The sequence below is a fragment of the uncultured Tateyamaria sp. genome (assembly GCF_947503465.1).
Lineage (GTDB): Bacteria > Pseudomonadota > Alphaproteobacteria > Rhodobacterales > Rhodobacteraceae > Tateyamaria.
This window is the reverse complement of the sequence record NZ_CANNDN010000002.1, coordinates 124,413-145,000: the sequence shown is the minus strand read 5'-3', so window position 1 is coordinate 145,000 and position 20,588 is coordinate 124,413. Positions and strand designations below refer to the sequence as shown.

Genomic DNA, 20,588 nt, shown 5'->3' with positions numbered 1-20,588 from the left:
TTGCACAGGGTGGCCTTGCCCCTGTGGCGGGCGATGTCCTATAGACGCCCGGACCACCGAAATTCCGAAGACAGGAGGCGCGCATGGCCGGCCACTCAAAATGGGCAAACATCCAGCACCGCAAGGGGCGTCAGGACAAGCTGCGCGCCAAGCTGTTTTCCAAGCTGTCGAAGGAAATCACCATCGCGGCCAAGATGGGTGATCCCGACCCCGACAAGAACCCGCGCCTGCGCCTGGCCGTGAAGGAGGCCAAGTCGCAGTCCATGCCCAAGGACAATATCGACCGCGCCATCAAGAAATCGATCGCGGGCGAGGGCGAGGATTATGAAGAGATCCGCTATGAGGGCTATGGCCCGAATGGCGTGGCCGTGATCGTCGAGGCGATGACGGACAACCGCAACCGCACCGCGTCGACCGTGCGCTCGACCTTTACCAAGAACGGCGGCAATCTGGGCGAGACGGGCAGCGTTGGTTTCATGTTCGACCGCAAGGGGGCCGTGAGCTATCCGGTCGAGGCGGGCGATGCCGACACCGTCATGATGGCCGCGATCGAGGCCGGGGCCGAAGACGTGGAGAGCACCGAGGACGGCCATGTGATCTGGTGTGCGGATACGGACCTGAACGAGGTGTCGAACGCGCTTGAGGCAGAATTGGGCGAATCCGAGTCCACCAAGCTGGTGTGGCGTCCGACCACCACGACCGAGATGGATCTGGAAGGCATGCAGAAGCTGATGAAGCTGATTGATGCGCTGGAAGATGATGATGACGTGCAGACCGTCACCACCAATTTCGAGGCCAGCGACGCGGTCATGGATCAGCTGGACGGGTGAGTGAGGTTACCCATGGGTAACCGCAACACTTTCTTAACGAACATAAATTTTGTGTTGAAACTGCGTGCGGTGCCATCGTTGTGCATGCCGCGTCGGCCTGTGCTATCTTCGCGCTTATCCTGTGACGTCTGAAACGGAGCCATCAGCATGATCGCGTATGTCTGCGTCGGTGTGGATGATATTGACCGGGCTGAACGGTTCTATTCGGCCTTTCTGCCAGCGCTTGGTTACGGGCTGGAGCGGTATCACGGCGACCTAAGCTATGCGTTGCCCGTCGCGCCGGGCCAGGCCCCGGTGTCGCCGGAATTCTATGTGAAGGTACCCTTTGATCGCGGGCCCGCGTCGGCCGGGAACGGCACAATGGTGGCCTTTGAGGCACGCAGTCAGCAGCAGGTGCGTGACTTGCATGCCGCCGCAGTGGCCGCTGGCGGTCAGGACGAGGGCCCGCCGGGATTTCGCGCGGCCTATGGCGCCAATTTCTTCGTGGCTTACTTGCGTGATCCGCAGGGCAACAAGGTCGCGCTGTTTTCGAGCGATCCGAACGAGCCGGGACGCGACGGGTAACGCTGTTTCATGTATGCGCGCTGGCGCATGGTGGTGCCGGGGATTGCGTCGGTCGCCGCGCACGCTGTCTTGCCCGTTGCAAAAGCAAAACGCCGCCCTGTCACCAGGCGCGGCGTTCAGTCTTGCCTTCGGGGGCTGTTCCGCTGCGGATCAGAAGAACAGTTGACGCGCCACCTGGCTCCAGCTTTGTGAGCCGTCGGCATGGGGTGCGGGTGTCTGCCGGCGCAAGCGGCGCATCAGGCCCTTGAGATCGTTCAAGCGGGTGCGCGCAGCGGCACCGCCCGCGCGGCTTTGCACGGACAGGATCTTTTCCTGGGTTTGCAACGCGGCCTCGATCAATTCGAGGTCCTGCTTGGTCAGGTCGACGGTATGTGTATCGTCAAGCATCGGATTTCATCCTTGTTATCGTTGACCAGCATATGGGGTCTGTAAGGTCATACGCCAATCATCAAAGATCAGATCAACGTGATACCTGCGTCAGATGACAACTGCTGGCAGTAGGTCAATGCGTGATATGTCACGCGGGTTGGATCGATATAGGGACGTCGGTGCCGGAATGCTCTGCCCAATTGCGCAAGGCTGATCTGCAGAAAACGTATAGCTCGCGCGGGGTTGCAGCGCAGAGTTCATATGGATAGATCCTGTCGCGTTGCAATGTGAACCGTGTCATGGCCTCTTTCGTTCCCGGGTTTTTGCTGTCTCTGTCCCTGATCCTGGCGATCGGGGCGCAAAATGCGTTTGTCCTGCGACAGGGGCTGCGGCGGTTGCATGTGTTCTGGGTGTGCCTGACCTGCGCCACCTGCGACGCGGTTTTGATCGCAGGCGGGGTGGCCGGATTTGGCGCCTTGGCCGAAGCGCTTCCGTGGTTCGAGGCGGTGATGCGCTATGGCGGTGCCGCGTTCCTGATCTGGTATGGCTGGCAGAATGCGCGGTCAGCCTGGAAGGGCGGCGCGGCCATGGACACGTCGGGCGGTGATGTGCAGAGCCTGCGTGCTGCCATTCTGACTGTTCTGGCCCTGACGTGGTTGAACCCGCATGTCTATCTGGACACGGTTGTGTTGATCGGGTCGATCTCGGCCCAGTACCCGGACCGGTTGCTGTTTGGCATTGGCGCCGTGCTGGCCAGTTTCACGTTTTTCTTTTCCCTTGGTTATGGTGCGCGCCTGCTGGCGCCGCTTTTTGCCAACCAGAGGGCATGGCAGGTTCTGGACGCGATCATCGCGTTGACCATGTGGGGCATCGCGTTGAAATTGCTGCTGCTCTGACGCCTTGTGCTTGGTCATGGTTTCGGGGTTCATGGGGGCATGAGTGCCTCCCCCTCTCGTCCGCTGATCGCTGTCTTCTGGATGCTTGTCACCGGCTTTTGTTTTGTGGCTGTGACCGCGCTGGTCAAATACATGGGCGACCGCATTCCGCCGGCCGAGGCGGCATTCCTGCGCTATCTGCTGGGCCTGGTGTTTTTGCTGCCCATGTTGCCCGCCTTGCGTGCGGCCCATCTGACAGCGCGGCAATGGCGGCTGTTTTCGATGCGCGGTGTGTTTCACACCGGTGGCGTGATCCTGTGGTTTTTTGCAATGACCCGCATTCCCATCGCCGAAGTGACGGCGATGAATTACCTCGCGCCGGTCTATGTCAGCATCGGGGCCGCGCTGTTTCTGGGCGAGCGGTTGGCCTTGCGCCGAATCGCGGCCATTGTCGTCGCCCTGATCGGCACTGCCGTCATCCTGCGCCCCGGCTTTCGCGAGGTGGCCCCCGGACACATTGCCATGTTGTTTTGTGCCATCAGCTTTGCAGGATCGTACCTTTTGGCGAAGATCATGGCGGATGAGGCGAAACCGGCTGTCGTCGTGGCCATGTTGTCGATTGTCGTGACCATCTGCCTTGCCCCGTTTGCCCTTGCCAATTGGGTGTGGCCCACCTGGGGCGAAACGGGCCTGCTGTTTCTGGTCGCCTGCTTTGCCACCGCCGGACATTACACAATGACCATGGCCTTTGCCGCGGCCCCAGTCACCGTGACCCAACCCGTCACCTTCCTGCAGCTGGTCTGGGCTGTCCTGCTGGGCGCGCTGGTGTTTGCCGAACCGGTCGATGTCTGGGTCATTCTGGGCGGTGCGCTTATTCTGGCTGCCGTGTCCTTTATCACCTGGCGCGAAGCGGTGTTGAAACGGCGCCCGATCACACCTCCGAGCCCTGCAACCAAGCTTTGACTTTTTATTGATTGACGGATCAATAAAAACCCCGCACCTTGCGCGACGATGCAAGGACCGGAGGACGCCGTGCCGAAATTGGGAATGGAGCCGATCCGCAGGGCGGCCCTAGTCGAGGCCACGATTGCCGAGATCGGCGCGGCCGGGTCGCTGGATGTCACCGTGGGCCAGATCGCCAAGCGGGCCGGCATGTCGACGGCGCTTGCGCATCACTATTTCGGGGGCAAGCACCAGATCTTTCTGGCGGCCATGGGCCAGATCTTGCGCGATTTCCGGGCCGAGGTGGTCGAAGCGCTGGCGCGATCCCGCACGCCACGCGCCCGGGCCGAAGCGTTGATTGCCGCCAGCTTTGCGCCGTCCTGCTTTGCGCCTGCGACGGTCGGGGCCTGGATGACACTTTATGCCCAGGCCACCACCCATCCTGAAACGCACCGGCTGCTGGTCCTGTACCAGCGCCGTCTGCGATCCAACCTGACCCACGCCCTGCGCGGGATCAGCAGCGATCCCCGTGGGGACGCGGACATGTTGGGGGCCCTGATCGATGGGCTGTACTTGCGCGCGGCCCTGGCCAAGGACGCGTCGCGCGACGCGGCAATGTCCACCGCGCTGCGGGCCCTGGACAAGGTGACAGGAGCGCACCAATGACCCAGCCCAACATCCTGATCTTCATGGTGGATCAATTGAACGGCACGCTTTTCCCCGATGGGCCTGTCGATTGGCTGCATGCGCCGAACCTGAAGAACCTCGCCGCGCGGTCCACCCGCTTCCGCAACGCCTACACCGCCTCACCCCTGTGCGCGCCGGGGCGCGCGGCCTTCATGTCCGGCCAATTGCCCAGTGCAACGGGCGTCTACGACAACGCGGCGGAATTCCCGTCCGCCATCCCCACCTATGCCCACCATCTGCGGCGCGCAGGCTATCAGACGTGCCTGTCGGGCAAGATGCACTTTGTCGGTCCCGACCAGTTGCATGGGTTCGAGGAACGGCTGACCACGGATGTCTATCCGCCCGATTTCGGCTGGACGCCGGATTATCGCAAGCCGGGCGAGCGGATCGACTGGTGGTATCACAACATGGGGTCGGTCACGGGCGCGGGTGTCGCCGAGATCACCAACCAGCTCGAGTTCGATGACGAGGTGGCGTATCACGCGACCCGCAAGATCTATGATCTGGGGCGCGGCCACGATGCGCGGCCCTGGTGTTTGACCGTCAGCTTCACACATCCGCATGATCCTTACGTGGCGCGCAGAAAATACTGGGACCTTTACAAGGACTGCGACCACCTGATGCCCGAGGTGGGCCCGATCCCCTACGCGGATCAGGACCCACATTCGCAGCGCATCCTCGATGCCAACGACCGGGACAATTTCAACATCTCGGATGACGACATCCGCCGGTCGCGGCGCGCATATTTTGCCAATATCTCCTATCTCGACGACAAGATCGGCGAAGTGCTGGAAGCGTTGGAAGGTACGCGGCAAGAGGCGATCATCCTGTTTGTCTCTGATCACGGCGACATGCTGGGCGCGCGGGGGCTGTGGTTCAAGATGTCCTTCTATGAAGGGTCCGCGCGGGTGCCATTGATGATCGCGGCCCCGTCGATGGCGCCGGGCCTTGTCACTGACCCGGTGTCCAATATCGACGTGTGCCCCACGCTGTGCGATCTGGCGGGCGTGGACATGTCAGACGTGATGCCATGGACCACCGGACAGTCGCTGGTGCCGCAGGGGCAGGGGGTGGAACGCACCGAACCCGTCGCGATGGAATACGCGGCCGAGGCGTCCTACGCCCCGATGGTGTCGCTGCGATACGGCAAGTGGAAATTCAACCGCTGTGCGCTGGACCCGGATCAGCTCTTTGACCTCGATGCCGATCCGCAAGAGTTGACCAACCTTGCCGACGTTCCCGCCCATCAGGGAACGCTGGCGCAATTGCAGGCCAAGGCCGACGCCCGGTGGGACCTTGACCGGTTCGACGCCGAGGTGCGCGCCAGTCAGGCCCGCCGCTGGGTTGTTTACGAGGCGCTGCGAAAGGGGGGCTATTTTCCCTGGGATTACCAACCGCTGCAAAAGGCCTCGGAACGGTACATGCGCAACCACATGGACCTGAACGTGCTGGAAGAGAACCAGCGATTCCCACGGGGCGAATAGCGTTTTCATTGTTCGAAAAATATGTCCGCCGGAGGCGAGAATGACCTATCCAACCCAACCCACGGCCAGCCATTTTATCGCTGGCGAATATGTCGAAGATACCGAAGGAACGCCCATTGACGTGATTTACCCCGCGACCGGCGAGGTGATCGGGCGTGTCCACTCCGCGACGCCTGCAATCATTGACCGGGCGCTGAATGCAGCGCGTACGGCGCAGGCGGAGTGGGCCGCGATGACCGGCACTGAACGGGGCCGTATACTGCGCCGGGCCGCCGACATCATGCGCGCACGCAACCACGATCTGTCGGTGCTGGAAACCTATGATACGGGCAAGCCATATCAGGAGACGTCCGTGGTGGATGCCACCAGCGGGGCGGATGCGCTGGAATATTTTGGCGGGATGGCCGCGACCCTGACGGGCGCGCATATCCAGCTGGGGGAAGACTGGGTCTATACCCGTCGCGAGCCTTTGGGGGTCTGCGTCGGGATCGGTGCATGGAACTATCCCACGCAGATTGCCAGTTGGAAGGGAGCGCCCGCGCTTGCCTGTGGCAACACCATGGTGTTCAAGCCGTCTGAAACGACGCCGCTATGTGCGCTGAAGGTCGCTGAAATCCTGCACGAGGCGGGTGCGCCTGCCGGCGTCTATAACGTGGTGCAGGGCTTGGGCGATGTGGGCGCGGCATTGGTCGGCGATGCGCGGGTCGACAAGGTATCGCTGACGGGATCGGTGCCGACGGGGCGCAAGGTTTATGCCGCAGCTGCCGAAGGCATGAAGCATGTGACGATGGAGCTGGGCGGCAAGTCGCCCTTGATCATCTTCGACGATGCAGACGTCGAAAACGCCGTGTCGGGGGCAATCCTCGGCAACTTCTATTCCTCGGGCCAGGTCTGTTCCAACGGTACACGTGTCTTTGTGCACAAGGCAATCAAGGACGCCTTCCTCGCACGCCTGACCGAACGGCTGCGTGCGGCCGTGATCGGTGATCCGCAGGATCCTGAAACCAGCTTTGGTCCCATGGTCAGCGCACGGCAGATGGAGATTGTGCAGGGCTACATCGCCAAGGGGCAAGAGGAGGGCGCACAGCTTGTTTGCGGCGGCAACCGGCTGGACCGCGATGGGTTTTTTCTGGAGCCGACCGTCTTTGCGGGCGTGACCGACGACATGACCATCGCGCGGGAAGAGATTTTTGGCCCCGTCATGGCCGTGCTGGATTTCGAGACCGAGGAGGATGTGCTGGCCCGGGCCAATGACACACAATTCGGTCTGGCGGCGGGCGTGTTCACCCGCGACCTGGCGCGCGCGCACCGTGTGGCTGCCGGGTTCGAGGCGGGGACCTGTTATATCAACACCTATAATGACGCGCCGGTCGAGGCGCCCTTTGGTGGTGTGAAAGCCTCTGGCGTCGGGCGCGAGAATTCGAGCGCAGCCATCGAGCATTACAGTCAGGTGAAGTCGGTCTATGTGCGCATGGGCGATCTGGAGGCCCCGTTCTGATGGGGAAGGACGCCCTTTTTCGGAGCGCTCCCGCCCACCCACCCCGCGCTCCGAACAAGGGCGCGCGGGGGGCGGTGTTGCGCCATGTGGGATGTGAAGGATTTTTGCTGAGAGGTGCTTGAGGGATCGGTTTGATCCCCAAGGCACCTCATCAAGGATGAGATGCGATTCCCCGAAACCTCAAGACCAGGCCGCGCCGGGCGCGGGGGCCTTTGGCCCGTCTTGACCTTTCGCGGACTCACGGAAGGTGAGCAATGGAAGCGGATTATGTGATTGTGGGGGCTGGGTCGTCGGGCTGTGCCGTGGCCTACCGGTTGGCGGAGGCCGGCAAGTCCGTTCTGGTCATCGAGCATGGGGGGACGGATGCGGGCCCCTTCATTCAGATGCCTGCGGCGCTGTCTTATCCGATGAACATGAAACGCTATGATTGGGGGTACCGATCAGAGCCGGAGCCGCATCTGGGTGGCCGCCGGCTGGCCTGTCCGCGCGGCAAGGTCGTAGGAGGGTCATCGTCCATCAACGGCATGGTCTATGTGCGCGGCCATGCCATGGACTATGACCACTGGGCCGAGAGCGGCGCCGATGGTTGGGCCTATGCGGACGTGTTGCCCTATTTCAAACGGATGGAAGCCTGGGACGGCAATGGCCATGGCGGTGATCCGGCCTGGCGCGGCGCCGATGGGCCGTTGCATGTCACGCGGGGGCCACGCACCAATCCGCTGTTTGCCGCCTTTGTCGAGGCCGGTCGGCAGGCCGGGTACGAGGTGACCGACGACTACAATGGACAAAAGCAGGAGGGCTTTGGCCCCATGGAGCAGACTGTCCACAAGGGGCGGCGCTGGTCTGCGGCCAACGCCTATCTGAAGCCGGCGCTGAAGCGGTCCAACTGCGATCTGGTCCGTGGTTTGGTCGAGCGGGTGGAGATGGCCGATGGCCGCGCCACGGGTATTGTCCTGGCAGGCGGAACCACCGTCAAGGCACGCGTCGAGGTCATCCTTGCGGCGTCGTCCATCAACTCGCCCAAGATCCTCATGTTGTCGGGTATCGGCCCGGGTGCCCATCTGGCCGACCATGGAATTGATGTGGTGGCGGACCGTCCCGGTGTCGGGGCGAACCTGCAGGACCATCTGGAGATGTATATCCAGTATGCCTCCAAACAGCCGATCACGCTGTACAAATACTGGAACCTGTTTTCCAAGGCGCTGATCGGGGCGCAGTGGCTGTTCACCGGCACGGGTCTGGGCGCATCGAACCAGTTTGAAAGCGCCGCCTTCATTCGCAGCCGCGCGGGGGTGCCGTACCCCGACATCCAATACCATTTTTTGCCCATCGCCGTGCGCTATGACGGGCAAACGGCAGCTGATGGGCACGGATTTCAGGCCCATGTCGGCCCGATGCGCTCTCCCTCTCGCGGGGCGGTGACCTTGCGGTCCGCGAACCCCGCCGATGACCCGGTGATCCGGTTCAATTACATGAGCACCCCGCAGGATTGGGAGGATTTCCGCACGTCGATCCGATTGACGCGAGAGATCTTTGGCCAGGACGCTTTTGCCCCATTCGTGAAGCATGAAATCCAGCCGGGCGCCGCCCACCAGAGCGACGCCGCGCTGGATGACATCATCCGCGAACATGCAGAAAGCGCCTATCACCCGTGCGGCACCTGTCGCATGGGCCGCACGGGTGATCCGATGAGCGTGGTCGATCCCCAAGGCCGGGTGATCGGTGTGGAGGCGTTACGCGTTGTGGACAGTTCGGTCTTTCCACGCATCACCAATGGCAACCTGAATGGTCCATCCATCATGACCGGCGAGAAGATGGCCGATCACATCCTGGGCCGCCATCTGCCCCGCAGCAACGATGTGCCCTGGATTCACCCGGATTGGGAAACGGCGCAGCGTTAACGTACGTCGCAAGTTCTGTTTGAAGTCTTAACGAACCGTTGCCATGTTAACGGTATGTTAAGACTTTGTTCCGTTCTTGTTCTCCTGCTTTTGCCCAACCTCGCGGGCGCAGACATTCGCGGCATTGTGCGGGTCATTGATGCGGACACGATTGATGTGGGCGGCATCCGCATTCGCCTGCACGCCATTGATGCGCCTGAGATCGGCCAGTCTTGCAAGACCGAACAGGGCCTGCCCTTTGCATGCGGCGCGTGGGTCACGGGGCAGGTGCGTGCGATGTACGAGGGCAGACAGGTCACGTGCCAGCCGCGCGATACGGACCGGCATGGGCGGACGGTGGCCAAATGTGCGGTTGCAGGATCGGACATGGGGGCCGAGATCGTGGCAGCCGGGTTGGCCTTTGCCTATCGCAAGTATGGCATGGACTATGACCTTGATGAAAAGTCGGCCTATGTGGCGGATCGGGGCTTGCACGGAGTCCGGGTGCAATCGCCCGCGCAGTTCCGGCAGACGCGGGCCAATGGGCGGATACCACCCGACCCGGCATGCCGGATCAAGGGCAATATTTCGCCCAACGGATACATCTTTCACATGCCAGGGCAGGACTTCTATGAGCGGACCGGCATAAACGAGGCGCGGGGCGAGCGGTGGTTCTGTTCGGCGGCGCAGGCGCGACAGGCCGGGTGGCGTCCGGCGCGGCGATGAGCGTCAGGCGGATCGCCTAGTTCACGATGTAGGGCAGGACGCCACGCGTGTCGGGATCAACCGACAATTGCCGTTCCAGCGGCGGGACCGAGCGCTGGTGACACATCTTGCGTTCGCAAATCCGGCAAGAGATGCCAATCGGTTCGAATGCCTCGGCACGGCCGATGTCCATCCCGTCCGCATAGACCAGCTGTTCTGCGTGCTTGACCTCGCATCCCAGCGCGATGGCAAACCGCCGCACGGGTGCGCCGAAACGCCCACCCGATTTGGACACGTCATGTGCAAGGCTGATATATCGCACGCCGTCAGGTGTTTCGGCCAATTGGCGCAGGAACTGCCCAGGCTGTTCAAACGCGCGGTGCACATTCCAAAGCGGACAGGCGCCGCCAAACCGTGCAAACTGGAGCCTGGTTGCTGAATGGCGTTTCGTGATTGTCCCGGCCCGATCCACCCGTACGAAAAAGAATGGCACGCCCTTGGCGCCGGGGCGTTGCAGGGTCGACAGCCGGTGACAGACCTGTTCGATCGAGGCGCCGAACAGGGTCGCCAGCTGCTCTAGATCGTGGCGCGTGTCCTTTGCGGCCTGCAGGAAACGTGTGTAGGGCATCAACGCCGCACCCGCGAAATAGTTGGCAAGGCCGATCTTGGCAATCGAGCGGGCCTCGTCCGTTTGGAACCGCGCGAAATCCAGCGTCGCTTCCAACAGCTTGTCCTGGCGCAGCAGGGCCACTTGCAACAGCATCTGGAAGGTTTGGCTTTCTTGGCTTGCGCGGTGCGACAGGGTCAGCGTTTGGGTCGCGCTGTCGAAGTGGCGCAGCGTGTCAGTGTCGTCGAAAGTGACCGTCGTACCGCCATTGGCAAGGGCAGAGACAGCGGCGACGCGGATATTCTGGTGCTGTCCATCGGCACTCGCAAACCGTTCTGCAGCCTTGTCCACGGCGTCGATATAGTTGTCACAGTAGTGAAAGAAATCACGCACTTCTTCCCATGGGCTGGGACGGGCGCGGGCGTCTTCGCGTCCCAATGCCTCGTCCAGAGAGGCAAGCCGTTCATGGGTTTGCCGGTATGCCCGGTGCAGGTCCAGGAACGCATGCGCCAGCGCGGGGGCGTTCGAGGCGGCAAGCCGCAGGTCGGCCATAGGGGGCAGATCGCCCGAAAATACCGGGTCCGCCAATGCTTCGCGCATGTCCGACACCAGCCGTTCGCCATCACCGGAGCTGAGTTCGGTCACGTCCAGCCCGAATTCCTGGGCCAACGACAGCACCACCGTCGTGCTGACGGGGCGGTTGTTGTTTTCCATCTGGTTGAGATAGGGCAGGGACACGCCCAGTTTGGCGGCAAAGTCCTTTTGCGTAAGGCCCACGCGGGTTCGTACCTCGCGCAGCTTGGCACCGGCATAGAGTTTGGGGGCGGCCATGATGATCCGTATTTGCAGGTTTGCAGTGATTGCAGGCTAGGTTTGCAAAGCGTGTGGCACAAGCCCTAGGCCATCGCAAGCCGCCGTTCGCGTCGATAGACGGCGCCGATGGCGGCCAGGGCGAAAATACCGGTCAAGACCATGATGTAGAGCAATGGATAGGCCCCGGTTTCGGGTGTCAGCAGGAAACCCGCAAGGGCAGAAAGCGCCGCCCCGCCGCCGATCATGATCGCGCCGCCCAGGCCCGAGGCCGTGCCGGCCAGGTGCGGGCGCACCGACAGCATGCCCGCCGTTGCATTGGGGATAACCAGGCCGTTGCCGAGGCCCACGAAGGTCATCATCCCGAAGAACGAGATCGGTGTGCCCATGCCCAAGACAAAGATGGCAAGCGACAATGCGGTGCCGAACAGGTTTGCGACAGACCCCCACAGCACCATGCGGTTGACGCCAAAGCGCGTGGCGTAGCGCCCGCTGAGCCCATTGCCGACAAAGTAACCCACGGCAGGGGCGCCAAAGTAGAACCCCAGTTGCGCCGGCGACATGCCGAAGACCTCGGTGCCCACGAAGGGCGCGCCGCCCAGATAGGCAAAGAACGACCCCGAACAGAAGGCCGCTGCCAGTGAGTAGCCCCAGAAGCGCGGCGAGCGCAGGAGTTCGGGATACTCCTTGAATTGGCCGATCAGTGATTTGGATGACGGAGCCGCGGTTTCACCCACATCCTGGTGCACCAGCAAAAGGAGCAGGCCGCCAATCAGGAAGAACAGCCAGAAGACGGACTTCCAACCAAACGCTTCATCCAGAAGGCCGCCGAAGAAGGGCGAGATCATGGGCACGATTGCCATGCCCATCGTCACATACCCGATCATCGAAGCCGAGTGGTCCTGGTCGTACAGGTCGCGAATGATCGCGCGGCTGAGCACCATGGCCACGGCGATAACGGCCTGGCACATGCGGAAAAACAGGAAGACTTCGGCATTTGGCGCATAGATGCAGCCAAGCGTCGCCAGCATGAACAATGCGATGCCCCATAACAGCACCTTGCGACGCCCCAGATTGTCCGAGATCGGCCCGATGATTGTCTGCATGATGGCCGAGACGGCGAGATAGAGCGCCACGGACAACTGCATGAGACGGTATTCGGTGTCAAAGTAAGCAGTCATGTTCGGCAGGCTGGGCAGGAACATGTTCATGACCATCGCCGACACCCCGGCCAGCAGGATCAGCGTTACAATATGGGGCGGGGTCGTGCGGTCCAGGAAACGGACCTTGGGCGGCGATTGCATGTACCCGAGGTAGGCGGGCGGAAATGAACTGTCCAGTGCAGTTCTACACAGCTGCCTGTGCTTTGCGGATTTGCAATTTGCACAGCATATCCTGAATACTATTTGCAAATATTCTGATTGGCGCTTCTCCCTGTCCTGCTTGACCCTGTATAAGGCCCCAAATCACCAGCGGGGACAGCATGAAAGATATTCTGACCGAATTGGAAACGCGGCGCGCGGGTGCGCGTCTGGGCGGCGGGCAAAAACGGATCGACGCACAGCATGGTCGCGGCAAGCTGACCGCACGTGAACGGATTGACCTGTTGCTGGACGAAGGGTCATTCGAAGAATTCGACATGTTCGTCACGCACCGCTGCACCGACTTCGGTATGGAGGATCAGAAGCCCGCTGGCGACGGTGTGGTGACGGGCTGGGGCACGATCAACGGGCGTCAGGTCTATGTGTTCAGCCAGGATTTCACTGTTTTGGGCGGATCGGTGTCGGCCACGCATGCCGCCAAGATCTGCAAGATCATGGACAAGGCGGTTGAGAATGGTGCCCCGGTCATCGGCATTAACGATTCCGGTGGCGCGCGCATCCAGGAAGGTGTCGACAGCCTTGCGGGGTATGGCGAGGTGTTCCAGCGCAATATTCTGGCGTCCGGCGTGGTGCCGCAGATTTCCCTGATCATGGGTCCCTGCGCTGGTGGCGCGGTCTATTCGCCCGCGATGACCGACTTTATCTTCATGGTCAAAGACAGCTCATACATGTTTGTGACCGGCCCGGATGTGGTGAAAACCGTGACCAATGAACAGGTCACGGCCGAAGAACTGGGTGGCGCATCCACACATACCAAGAAATCGTCGGTGGCCGATGCAGCCTTTGACAACGATGTCGAAGCGTTGGCCGAGGTGCGTCGCCTGGTTGACTTTCTGCCGCTGAACAACCGCGAAAAGCCACCCGTGCGCCCTTTCTTTGACGAGCCGGACCGGGTGGAGACCAGCCTCGACACACTGGTGCCGGAGAACCCCAACACGCCCTACGACATGAAAGAACTGATCGTGAAGCTGGCGGATGAGGGCGATTTCTATGAATTGCAGGAAGAGTTCGCCAAGAACATCATCACTGGCTTTATCCGCCTTGAGGGGCGCACGGTCGGTGTGGTGGCGAACCAGCCCATGGTGCTGGCGGGCGTTCTGGACATCGACAGCGCCCGCAAGGCCGCCCGTTTTGTACGTTTTTGCGACTGTTTTGACATCCCGATCCTGACCCTGATCGATGTGCCCGGGTTTTTGCCCGGCACCAGCCAGGAATATGGCGGTGTGATCAAGCACGGGGCCAAGCTGCTGTTTGCCTATGGCGAAGCGACGGTACCGAAGGTGACGGTGATCACCCGCAAGGCCTATGGCGGGGCATATGTGGTGATGGCGTCGAAGCATCTGCGGGCGGATTTCAACTATGCCTGGCCCACGGCCGAAATTGCGGTGATGGGTGCCAAAGGTGCCACCGAGATCATCCATCGCGCGGACCTTGGCGACGCAGACAAGATCGCGCAGCACACGGCCGACTATGAGGACCGGTTTGCCAATCCTTTTGTCGCCGCCGAGCGCGGGTTCATCGACGAGGTGATACAGCCGCGTTCCACACGCAAACGGGTGAGCCGCGCCTTTGCGTCGTTGCGCAACAAGAAAGCGCCGATGCCGTGGAAGAAGCACGATAACATTCCGCTGTGATGGCCCGCACATGCTGGCATATCCTGCATGAGGGCGGCCGCGTCACCTTGTGTCGCCATCTTCCGCCCCGCTTTGACTTTGCGGTGCGTACGATGCTGCCGGGTGGCCGGGCAGTGCGTTTGGCCCATCAAATCCGTCAGGATCTGTGGCGTGCGTTGCAGAATGTGCGGGGATATTCTGTCGTCGTGCAGCTGGATCGTCGCGCTGATGGGTGGCAAGTGACTGCGGGGGGCCATGCCGCGCGCGCGGTGCTTGCGGCCGTTGTCGCACAGGCACAGGCCGTTCTGAACGATCCGCGCAACCATGCGCGGTGGGTCCGGTCAGCTGGAGGGGTGACGTGAGCCTTTGGAAGAACCAGGCCTTTGCCGTTGCCCATGCCGATAGCGGTGCATTCGAAGGCGCGGGCCTGCGCCCGTTTTTCGAGTATCGCCAGTTGGGCATTTCCGGAGCGACGAACGGTGCCTACGGAGCACATGTCATCCGAGCCGTTCCGGGGATGAAAAGCCCGGGTACATGGCACAGTCATGATCTGGATTTCCAGATGGTCTATGTCACCCAAGGGTGGGTTGTGTTCGAATACGAGGGACAAGGCGAACACGTATTGCGTGCGGGATCCTGTGTGCTGCAACCCCCTGGGATTGTGCATCGCGAGAGTCGGCACTCTGACGACCTGGAATTGATCGAAATCACGGCCCCTGCCATCTTTACAACGCAAGAAGAAGATGCACGATGAAGGATGACAGGCAACATACACTGCCGAATGGAACAGTGCGACGGGTTATCACCGATTGCACAGCAGCCCCGGAGGGAGGAGCCCGGACCCGCTTGTGGGAATGGGTCCGGGGCTGCGGTTCGGCACTGATGCTGTCGGCCATGCCAGCCTTGGCTTATGATGTACCGTCAGGTCAGCCTGTCACCTTGTCCGAAGTTCTGGTTGATCAGGTCGGCACAGAGGCGTGGCTGCGATTTCGTTTTGTGGCGCCGGATATCGCGCGGGGCGCCGGCGCCGTGTCATATGCCGATGCCGAAGCGGATTTTCAGGCGCTTTGCGACGGGTTCGCGCTGGGCTACATGACTGAATTTGACCTGAGCGCGGATGTGGTCGTGATTTCGTTGATGGACCGGCCCGTGCCCTTCGGCACGTCCGATCCGGACGCCACCCAATTCTTCGAAGCGTATCGCATTGGCCCCGAGGGCTGTGTCTGGGAGGCGTTCTGATGGATCAGCGGAAATTTGCATATGCGGCATTGAGGCCACAACCCGCGCAGTCCTGTCGGGGCCCGTATCTTTCGCCCGCAAAATCTCGTATACGAACCTCAAGGGGTCCCCAAGACCGCCTTACCTCGCATCGGATGCGCCATTTCGTGTGTCCGGAAGTTGACTACAGGAGAGACAGATGTCGAAGAGCATCAAAGTGTTGGGCATGGTTAGCCTCATGGTTCTGGTCGCCGCTTGCGGCCGCAACAACAACAACGAAGAGTTCGTGGTTGTCGAACCTGAGCCCATCAGCCAGGAACCTGTCCAGACAGGCAAGTTCAAGTAATTCTACAGGGCGGGCTGTTCAGCCCGCCCTGACACCTCTCACCGCGGGGGCCAGCGTATGCTGAAACACCGCGGTTTTCCCGGTCGACTGACTGGTACAGATTTTCAATTCACAATCCGCCGCCCAAACCCCAAAGGGGTGACACCGCTTCAGCGGCGCGAACGCTTTGCCGATCGCAGACCGCCTGACAAACGGGCCGACACAGCGTTTATGGCAGCCTTGTGGGCGCATTTCGGATCAGAGCCGTTCGAGCGCGGCAATCTGGACGCGGGTCGGTTGTCGTGGCTGTTCGGGCGCGAGGTTGTTCCGGCCACCGATCCCTTTGATCCCGCTGATTACGAAGCACTTTTGCAGATCGACGAAGATGTCGCCCGCGCGTCGTTTCCCGATGCGTTCGAGGAGCCGTGGGCTTGAGATCGCGGGCAACCATAGGCGCTTTCTTGCCGTCGGATTCCCGTGTTTGGCGAAACACGGCTCATTCCTGCCTGCCTGCAAACCAGCGCTTTGTGCGGTCATGGCACCTGTGCAATCGTGTAACAACAGGGCCGCTTCCCCAGGTTTTCTGCGGCGCTGTGTACCATTTCCGTACCCCTTCCCCTGGTGGGCAGCAGATGTCGCAAGATGTTATGCTGCCCACCTCTTTTTTTGTTTTGATGCAAAAGGTTACGCCGGTTGTTACAGGGCGTCACGCAAACGCGTCCGTTTATGACAGGGCAAACACCTTACTTTTGGATCAATCGGTTCCTAACTCCAGTGCAGAGAGAGAAAAGGACCCGAACCCATGTCAATCAAACTTGCTTCTGTCGCACTTGCCGCAACCCTTGGACTGGCCGCGTGCGGCGATACGATCGGCGAACAGGCCCTGTCCGGCGCCGTTGTCGGTGCGGCGGGCACCGCGATCTTCAACGGTGATGTCGGCACCGGCGCGGTCGTTGGCGCGGTTGGCGGTGTCGCAATCTGCCAGTTCTCCAACAGATGTAACTGAGCGTCGGCGACCGCGCGCTGAAACGCGTCCGTTTCGGCGGCGCGATGCGCATCCTGCGCAACAAAGAACGGAACGATTGATCGACCTTGGCGTTTGTCTCAGGACAACGACGTCAAATAAAGGAAGATCATCATGCGTATCAAAACGATTATTCTTGCCTCGGTCGCGGCTTTCGGACTGGCGGCGTGCGGCGACACTGTTGGCGAGCAAGCCGTTCTTGGTGGCGCTGTCGGCGGCGTTGGCACAGCCGCGCTTGGCGGTAATGCCGTTGCGGGTGCAGCCGTTGGCGCGGGCGCAAACGTCCTGTACTGCGACCAGAATCCAAGCCGCTGCTAATGCTGCGCATGACCTGAAAACCCGCCAGGCGCGCGTAACACGTGCCTGGCGGTTTGTTGCGGGGCGCGCACCGCTTGCAGCTTGTGCTGCGACGCAGCTGCGCCCTGACCGCGCCTCAGCCCCAAGCGAAGTTGCACAATCCGATGTCGGTGCTTTGACCGACATTGGACCGATGTCTTGGACGGCTCGAGTCGTCCCGTTTAGCGTCGAGACTGACAATCCGTACGCACCATTCAGCAACGTCGCTGGTGTCATAAGCGGCCGCGAAGGTGGCGATAATCGCGACGGCACACGCGTCCGTTCTGACACGGTCCAGCGTTTTTCGTTTCATTTCTTTGATCCAAACACCGCAGGCCCATCTGCGCCCTTGCGCATCGATCTGCGGCGCTTCGCCATGCCCCGGGGAACCAGTCCCTCGCAAATACTCAACTCTTTCGATTTTGAAGCGCAGAACCAAAGCGTCGCGATCAGGCGCGCAACGCAGCGGCCTGCGTTTGCGCGAGACACGTCTCGCGCAGGGATCACGAAATACAAGACGATAGCGGCGGTGTCAGTCCAGAAAGCCGCCGACAAGCAAAAAGTGTGGGCCATGCAACGTGCCGTGCGCACGTCAAACTGGCCCGGCCAAAGACCAAGAAGTGAGACAACACCATGTTCAACAAGATTTTAATCGCCAACCGTGGCGAGATCGCCTGTCGTGTCATCAAGACGGCGCGCAAGATGGGGATCCCGACTGTCGCCATCTATTCGGACGCGGATGCGAAGGCATTGCACGTCCAGATGGCGGATGAGGCGATCCATATTGGTCCACCCCCGGCCAATCAGTCCTACATCGTGATCGACAAGGTGATGGATGCGATCCGGCAGTCCGGCGCCCAGGCTGTTCACCCGGGCTATGGCTTTCTTTCTGAGAACGCGAAGTTTGCCGAAGCGCTGGAAGCGGAGGGTGTCGCTTTTGTCGGACCACCCAAGGGTGCAATCGAGTCCATGGGCGACAAGATCACGTCGAAAAAGATCGCGCAGGAGGCAGGGGTAAGCACCGTTCCCGGCTATATGGGGTTGATTGGCGATGCAGACGAGGCGGTGAAGATTTCGACCGAGATCGGGTATCCGGTCATGCTCAAGGCCTCGGCCGGCGGCGGCGGCAAGGGGATGCGGATCGCGTGGACGGACGAAGAGGCACGCGAAGGGTTTCAGTCGTCCAAGAACGAGGCGGCCAACAGCTTTGGCGATGACCGCATCTTCATCGAAAAATTCGTGACCCAACCCCGACATATCGAAATTCAGGTGCTGTGTGACAGCCATGGCAATGGCATCTATCTGGGCGAACGGGAATGTTCGATCCAGCGCCGCAACCAGAAAGTGGTTGAAGAGGCGCCCAGCCCCTTCCTTGACGAGGCGACCCGCAAGGCGATGGGCGAACAGGCCGTGTCACTGGCAAAGGCAGTTGGCTACGCCAGTGCAGGCACCGTTGAATTCATCGTAGATGGAGAAAAGAACTTCTATTTTCTTGAAATGAATACGCGCCTCCAGGTCGAACACCCGGTGACAGAGTTGATTACCGGCGTCGATCTGGTCGAACAGATGATCCGTGTGGCCGCTGGCGAAAAGCTGTCCATCACACAGGAGGACGTGCAGCTTAATGGCTGGGCGATTGAGAACCGGCTTTATGCCGAGGATCCCTATCGTGGTTTCCTGCCGTCGATCGGCCGTTTGACCCGCTATCGCCCGCCCGCCGAAACGGCCAGCTACACGCCAGGCGTGACGCCGGATGACATCGTGGTGCGCAATGACACGGGTGTCTACGAGGGTGGCGAGATCAGCATGTATTATGACCCGATGATCGCCAAGCTGTGCACGTGGGGGCCGGATCGGGCCACAGCCATTGAAGCGATGCGCGTGGCGCTCGACAGTTTCGAAGTCGAAGGTATCGGCCACAACCTGCCGTTCCTGAGCGCAGTGATGGATCACCCGAAGTTTGTTTCGGGGGACATGACCACAGCCTTTATCGCGGAAGAGTATCCGGATGGGTTTGAGGGCGTGGACCTGGGCGAAGCAGACCTGCGCCGGGTGGCAGCGGCCTGTGCCGCGATGCATCGCGTGGCCGAAATTCGCCGTGCGCGGGTGTCGGGCCGCATGGACAATCACGAACGCAAGGTCGGTACGCACTGGAATGTCAGCCTGCAGGACCAGTCTTACGATGTGGTGATTGATGCGGACCATGACGGGGCCACAGTTGCCTTTGGCGATGGCAGCGCCCTGCGCGTGTCCGGCGCGTGGACGCCGGGCGATCAACTGGCACAGATGGATGTCGATGGTACACCCTTGGTGCTGAAGGTCGGGAAAGTGTCTGGTGGCTTCCGGATTCGGACCCGCGGCGCGGACCTGAAAGTGCATGTGCGGTCACCGCGCCAGGCCGAACTGGCGCGCAAGATGCCGGTCAAGACACCGCCAGACACATCCAAGATGCTGCTGTGCCCCATGCCGGGGTTGGTCGTGAAGGTCGATGTGGCCGAAGGCGACGAAGTGCAGGAAGGTCAGGCGCTGTGCACGATCGAGGCGATGAAGATGGAGAACATCCTGCGCGCCGAGAAAAAGGGCACTGTGTCCAAGATCAATGCAGGCGCGGGCGACAGCCTGGCGGTTGATGACGTGATCATGGAGTTCGAATAGGTGCCACGCACCTGGGTTGCCATATACGCTGTCCTGGTTCTGCTGCTGATCGGTGTGGTGATGCAACGGAACGGTGCCCCCCTCTGGGGTCTGGGCGTTGCGGGTGTATTGGCGATCGGGGCCTTCTATTACCTGCTGTCGGGTATTGCGGTTGTCGCGATCTTTCTCAGGGCCCTTCTTGCGCTTGTGCCCATCACTGCCGTGTCCGGCGCGCTGATCTATTGGGTGATTACCAAAAGCGGTCTGGAAGCGGGTGAACAGCGCGCACTTGTTGCGGCCATCGCGGTCGCTGCCGGTTGGGTTGTGGCCTTTGTCACGGGTGAAATGCGTGTTGTGAACCAGGAACAGGAACGCCGTCGCGACATCATCCGGGCGGCGCTGGCCGAGATTGATCTGATCGTAGACTGGGCCGCACCCATCGACTGGGCGGCGGCCATTTCGGACATGCAGCAGAATTTCTTCAAGAACCGTAGCTACAAGGTGTTCGTCTTTTACGGGCACCAGTTCGAGACACTGCGCCGCCTGACGGCGCAAATCGAGATTCTGAGCAAGCCACAGATCATGCCGGTAACCGAGTTCTATCAGCTTCTGGACCGGCTGGAGCAGATGGAAACCAAGATGGGCGCGACCGAATTTGATGCGCTGCCCTGGGACCGGCGCGAAAAGGCGGTGACCCGTTATCTGGAACTGCAAGGCAAGGTTGCCGGCGCGGGCAAAATTGCCGCGGCAGCCTTAAGGAACCGGCCATTTCACGGCTGGATTCGTCACATTACGTGATGGGGTG

Annotated in this window: 22 protein-coding genes; 19 read left to right on the top strand and 3 right to left on the bottom strand. The window is 61.1% G+C overall.

Features of this window, described 5'->3' with window-relative positions; translation table 11 throughout:
• Positions 1–83: 83 nt before the first annotated feature.
• Both Q0844_RS13250 and Q0844_RS13245 read left to right on the top strand, forming a co-directional pair.
• A complete protein-coding gene (locus tag Q0844_RS13250) occupies positions 84–830 on the top strand; it encodes a YebC/PmpR family DNA-binding transcriptional regulator (protein WP_299045609.1) in 747 nt (248 codons plus the stop codon).
• A gap of 147 nt (positions 831–977) precedes the next feature.
• Positions 978–1,394: a VOC family protein gene (locus Q0844_RS13245; protein ID WP_299045606.1), complete on the top strand. Its 417-nt coding sequence runs from the start codon at positions 978–980 to the stop codon at positions 1,392–1,394.
• Between the two features lie 150 nt (positions 1,395–1,544).
• Here the strand turns inward: Q0844_RS13245 and Q0844_RS13240 are convergent, their stop codons facing one another.
• Positions 1,545–1,781, bottom strand: coding sequence for a hypothetical protein (locus Q0844_RS13240; protein ID WP_299045604.1), 237 nt, complete (start codon positions 1,779–1,781; stop codon positions 1,545–1,547).
• A 281-nt stretch (positions 1,782–2,062) separates the two neighbouring features.
• Between Q0844_RS13240 and Q0844_RS13235 the strand changes: the two genes are divergently transcribed.
• The 7 genes from Q0844_RS13235 to Q0844_RS13205 all read left to right on the top strand — a co-directional run bounded on the left by Q0844_RS13235 (position 2,063) and on the right by Q0844_RS13205 (position 9,855).
• Complete coding sequence (locus Q0844_RS13235) at positions 2,063–2,659, top strand: LysE/ArgO family amino acid transporter (RefSeq protein ID WP_299045601.1); 597 nt, start codon at positions 2,063–2,065, stop codon at positions 2,657–2,659.
• Positions 2,660–2,698: 39 nt separating this feature from the next.
• Positions 2,699–3,601 carry a DMT family transporter gene (locus Q0844_RS13230; RefSeq protein WP_299045598.1) on the top strand — a complete coding sequence of 301 codons (903 nt, stop codon included), beginning with the start codon at positions 2,699–2,701 and terminating at the stop codon, positions 3,599–3,601.
• A 69-nt stretch (positions 3,602–3,670) separates the two neighbouring features.
• Positions 3,671–4,246, top strand: a complete 576-nt coding sequence (gene betI, locus Q0844_RS13225; RefSeq protein ID WP_299046758.1) for a transcriptional regulator BetI — start codon at positions 3,671–3,673, stop codon at positions 4,244–4,246.
• On the top strand, positions 4,243–5,751 hold the full coding sequence (gene betC / locus Q0844_RS13220) for a choline-sulfatase (RefSeq protein WP_299045596.1): 1,509 nt from the start codon (positions 4,243–4,245) through the stop codon (positions 5,749–5,751). Before betI ends, betC begins: the two co-directional genes overlap by 4 nt.
• A gap of 40 nt (positions 5,752–5,791) precedes the next feature.
• Positions 5,792–7,249: a betaine-aldehyde dehydrogenase gene (gene betB / locus Q0844_RS13215; RefSeq protein WP_299045594.1), complete on the top strand. Its 1,458-nt coding sequence runs from the start codon at positions 5,792–5,794 to the stop codon at positions 7,247–7,249.
• A gap of 254 nt (positions 7,250–7,503) precedes the next feature.
• On the top strand, positions 7,504–9,150 hold the full coding sequence (betA, locus tag Q0844_RS13210) for a choline dehydrogenase (protein ID WP_299045592.1): 1,647 nt from the start codon (positions 7,504–7,506) through the stop codon (positions 9,148–9,150).
• A gap of 54 nt (positions 9,151–9,204) precedes the next feature.
• Positions 9,205–9,855: a thermonuclease family protein gene (locus Q0844_RS13205; RefSeq protein ID WP_299045591.1), complete on the top strand. Its 651-nt coding sequence runs from the start codon at positions 9,205–9,207 to the stop codon at positions 9,853–9,855.
• Between the two features lie 16 nt (positions 9,856–9,871).
• Here the strand turns inward: Q0844_RS13205 and Q0844_RS13200 are convergent, their stop codons facing one another.
• Together Q0844_RS13200 and Q0844_RS13195 are read right to left on the bottom strand one after the other, a co-directional pair.
• Positions 9,872–11,272: a helix-turn-helix transcriptional regulator gene (locus Q0844_RS13200; protein ID WP_299045589.1), complete on the bottom strand. Its 1,401-nt coding sequence runs from the start codon at positions 11,270–11,272 to the stop codon at positions 9,872–9,874.
• Positions 11,273–11,337: 65 nt separating this feature from the next.
• A complete protein-coding gene (locus Q0844_RS13195; RefSeq protein WP_299045587.1) occupies positions 11,338–12,555 on the bottom strand; it encodes a multidrug effflux MFS transporter in 1,218 nt (405 codons plus the stop codon).
• Between the two features lie 179 nt (positions 12,556–12,734).
• On the opposite strand from Q0844_RS13195, the gene Q0844_RS13190 reads away from it, so the two are divergent.
• From Q0844_RS13190 to Q0844_RS13145, 10 genes are all read left to right on the top strand, one after another.
• A complete protein-coding gene (locus tag Q0844_RS13190) occupies positions 12,735–14,267 on the top strand; it encodes an acyl-CoA carboxylase subunit beta (RefSeq protein ID WP_299045586.1) in 1,533 nt (510 codons plus the stop codon).
• A complete protein-coding gene (locus Q0844_RS13185; protein WP_299045585.1) occupies positions 14,267–14,608 on the top strand; it encodes a hypothetical protein in 342 nt (113 codons plus the stop codon). Before Q0844_RS13190 ends, Q0844_RS13185 begins: the two co-directional genes overlap by 1 nt.
• The gene (locus Q0844_RS13180; protein WP_299045582.1) at positions 14,605–15,000 is read left to right on the top strand and encodes a cupin domain-containing protein; all 396 of its coding nucleotides are present in this window, start codon (positions 14,605–14,607) and stop codon (positions 14,998–15,000) included. The genes Q0844_RS13185 and Q0844_RS13180 overlap by 4 nt, the downstream gene beginning before the upstream one ends.
• Positions 15,001–15,092: 92 nt before the next feature.
• Positions 15,093–15,485 carry a DUF6497 family protein gene (locus Q0844_RS13175; RefSeq protein WP_299045579.1) on the top strand — a complete coding sequence of 131 codons (393 nt, stop codon included), beginning with the start codon at positions 15,093–15,095 and terminating at the stop codon, positions 15,483–15,485.
• 178 nt (positions 15,486–15,663) lie between these two features.
• On the top strand, positions 15,664–15,810 hold the full coding sequence (locus Q0844_RS13170; protein ID WP_299045577.1) for a hypothetical protein: 147 nt from the start codon (positions 15,664–15,666) through the stop codon (positions 15,808–15,810).
• A 57-nt stretch (positions 15,811–15,867) separates the two neighbouring features.
• Positions 15,868–16,224, top strand: coding sequence for a hypothetical protein (locus Q0844_RS13165; RefSeq protein ID WP_299045576.1), 357 nt, complete (start codon positions 15,868–15,870; stop codon positions 16,222–16,224).
• Positions 16,225–16,591: 367 nt separating this feature from the next.
• Complete coding sequence (locus Q0844_RS13160) at positions 16,592–16,795, top strand: hypothetical protein (protein WP_299045574.1); 204 nt, start codon at positions 16,592–16,594, stop codon at positions 16,793–16,795.
• Positions 16,796–16,927: 132 nt separating this feature from the next.
• Positions 16,928–17,131 (top strand): hypothetical protein, encoded by a 204-nt coding sequence (locus Q0844_RS13155; RefSeq protein ID WP_299045572.1) that lies wholly within the window; start codon positions 16,928–16,930, stop codon positions 17,129–17,131.
• 651 nt (positions 17,132–17,782) lie between these two features.
• Positions 17,783–19,804: an acetyl/propionyl/methylcrotonyl-CoA carboxylase subunit alpha gene (locus tag Q0844_RS13150; protein ID WP_299045570.1), complete on the top strand. Its 2,022-nt coding sequence runs from the start codon at positions 17,783–17,785 to the stop codon at positions 19,802–19,804.
• Positions 19,805–20,581: a hypothetical protein gene (locus Q0844_RS13145; protein WP_299045568.1), complete on the top strand. Its 777-nt coding sequence runs from the start codon at positions 19,805–19,807 to the stop codon at positions 20,579–20,581. It abuts the gene before it with no gap.
• Positions 20,582–20,588: the final 7 nt, after the last annotated feature.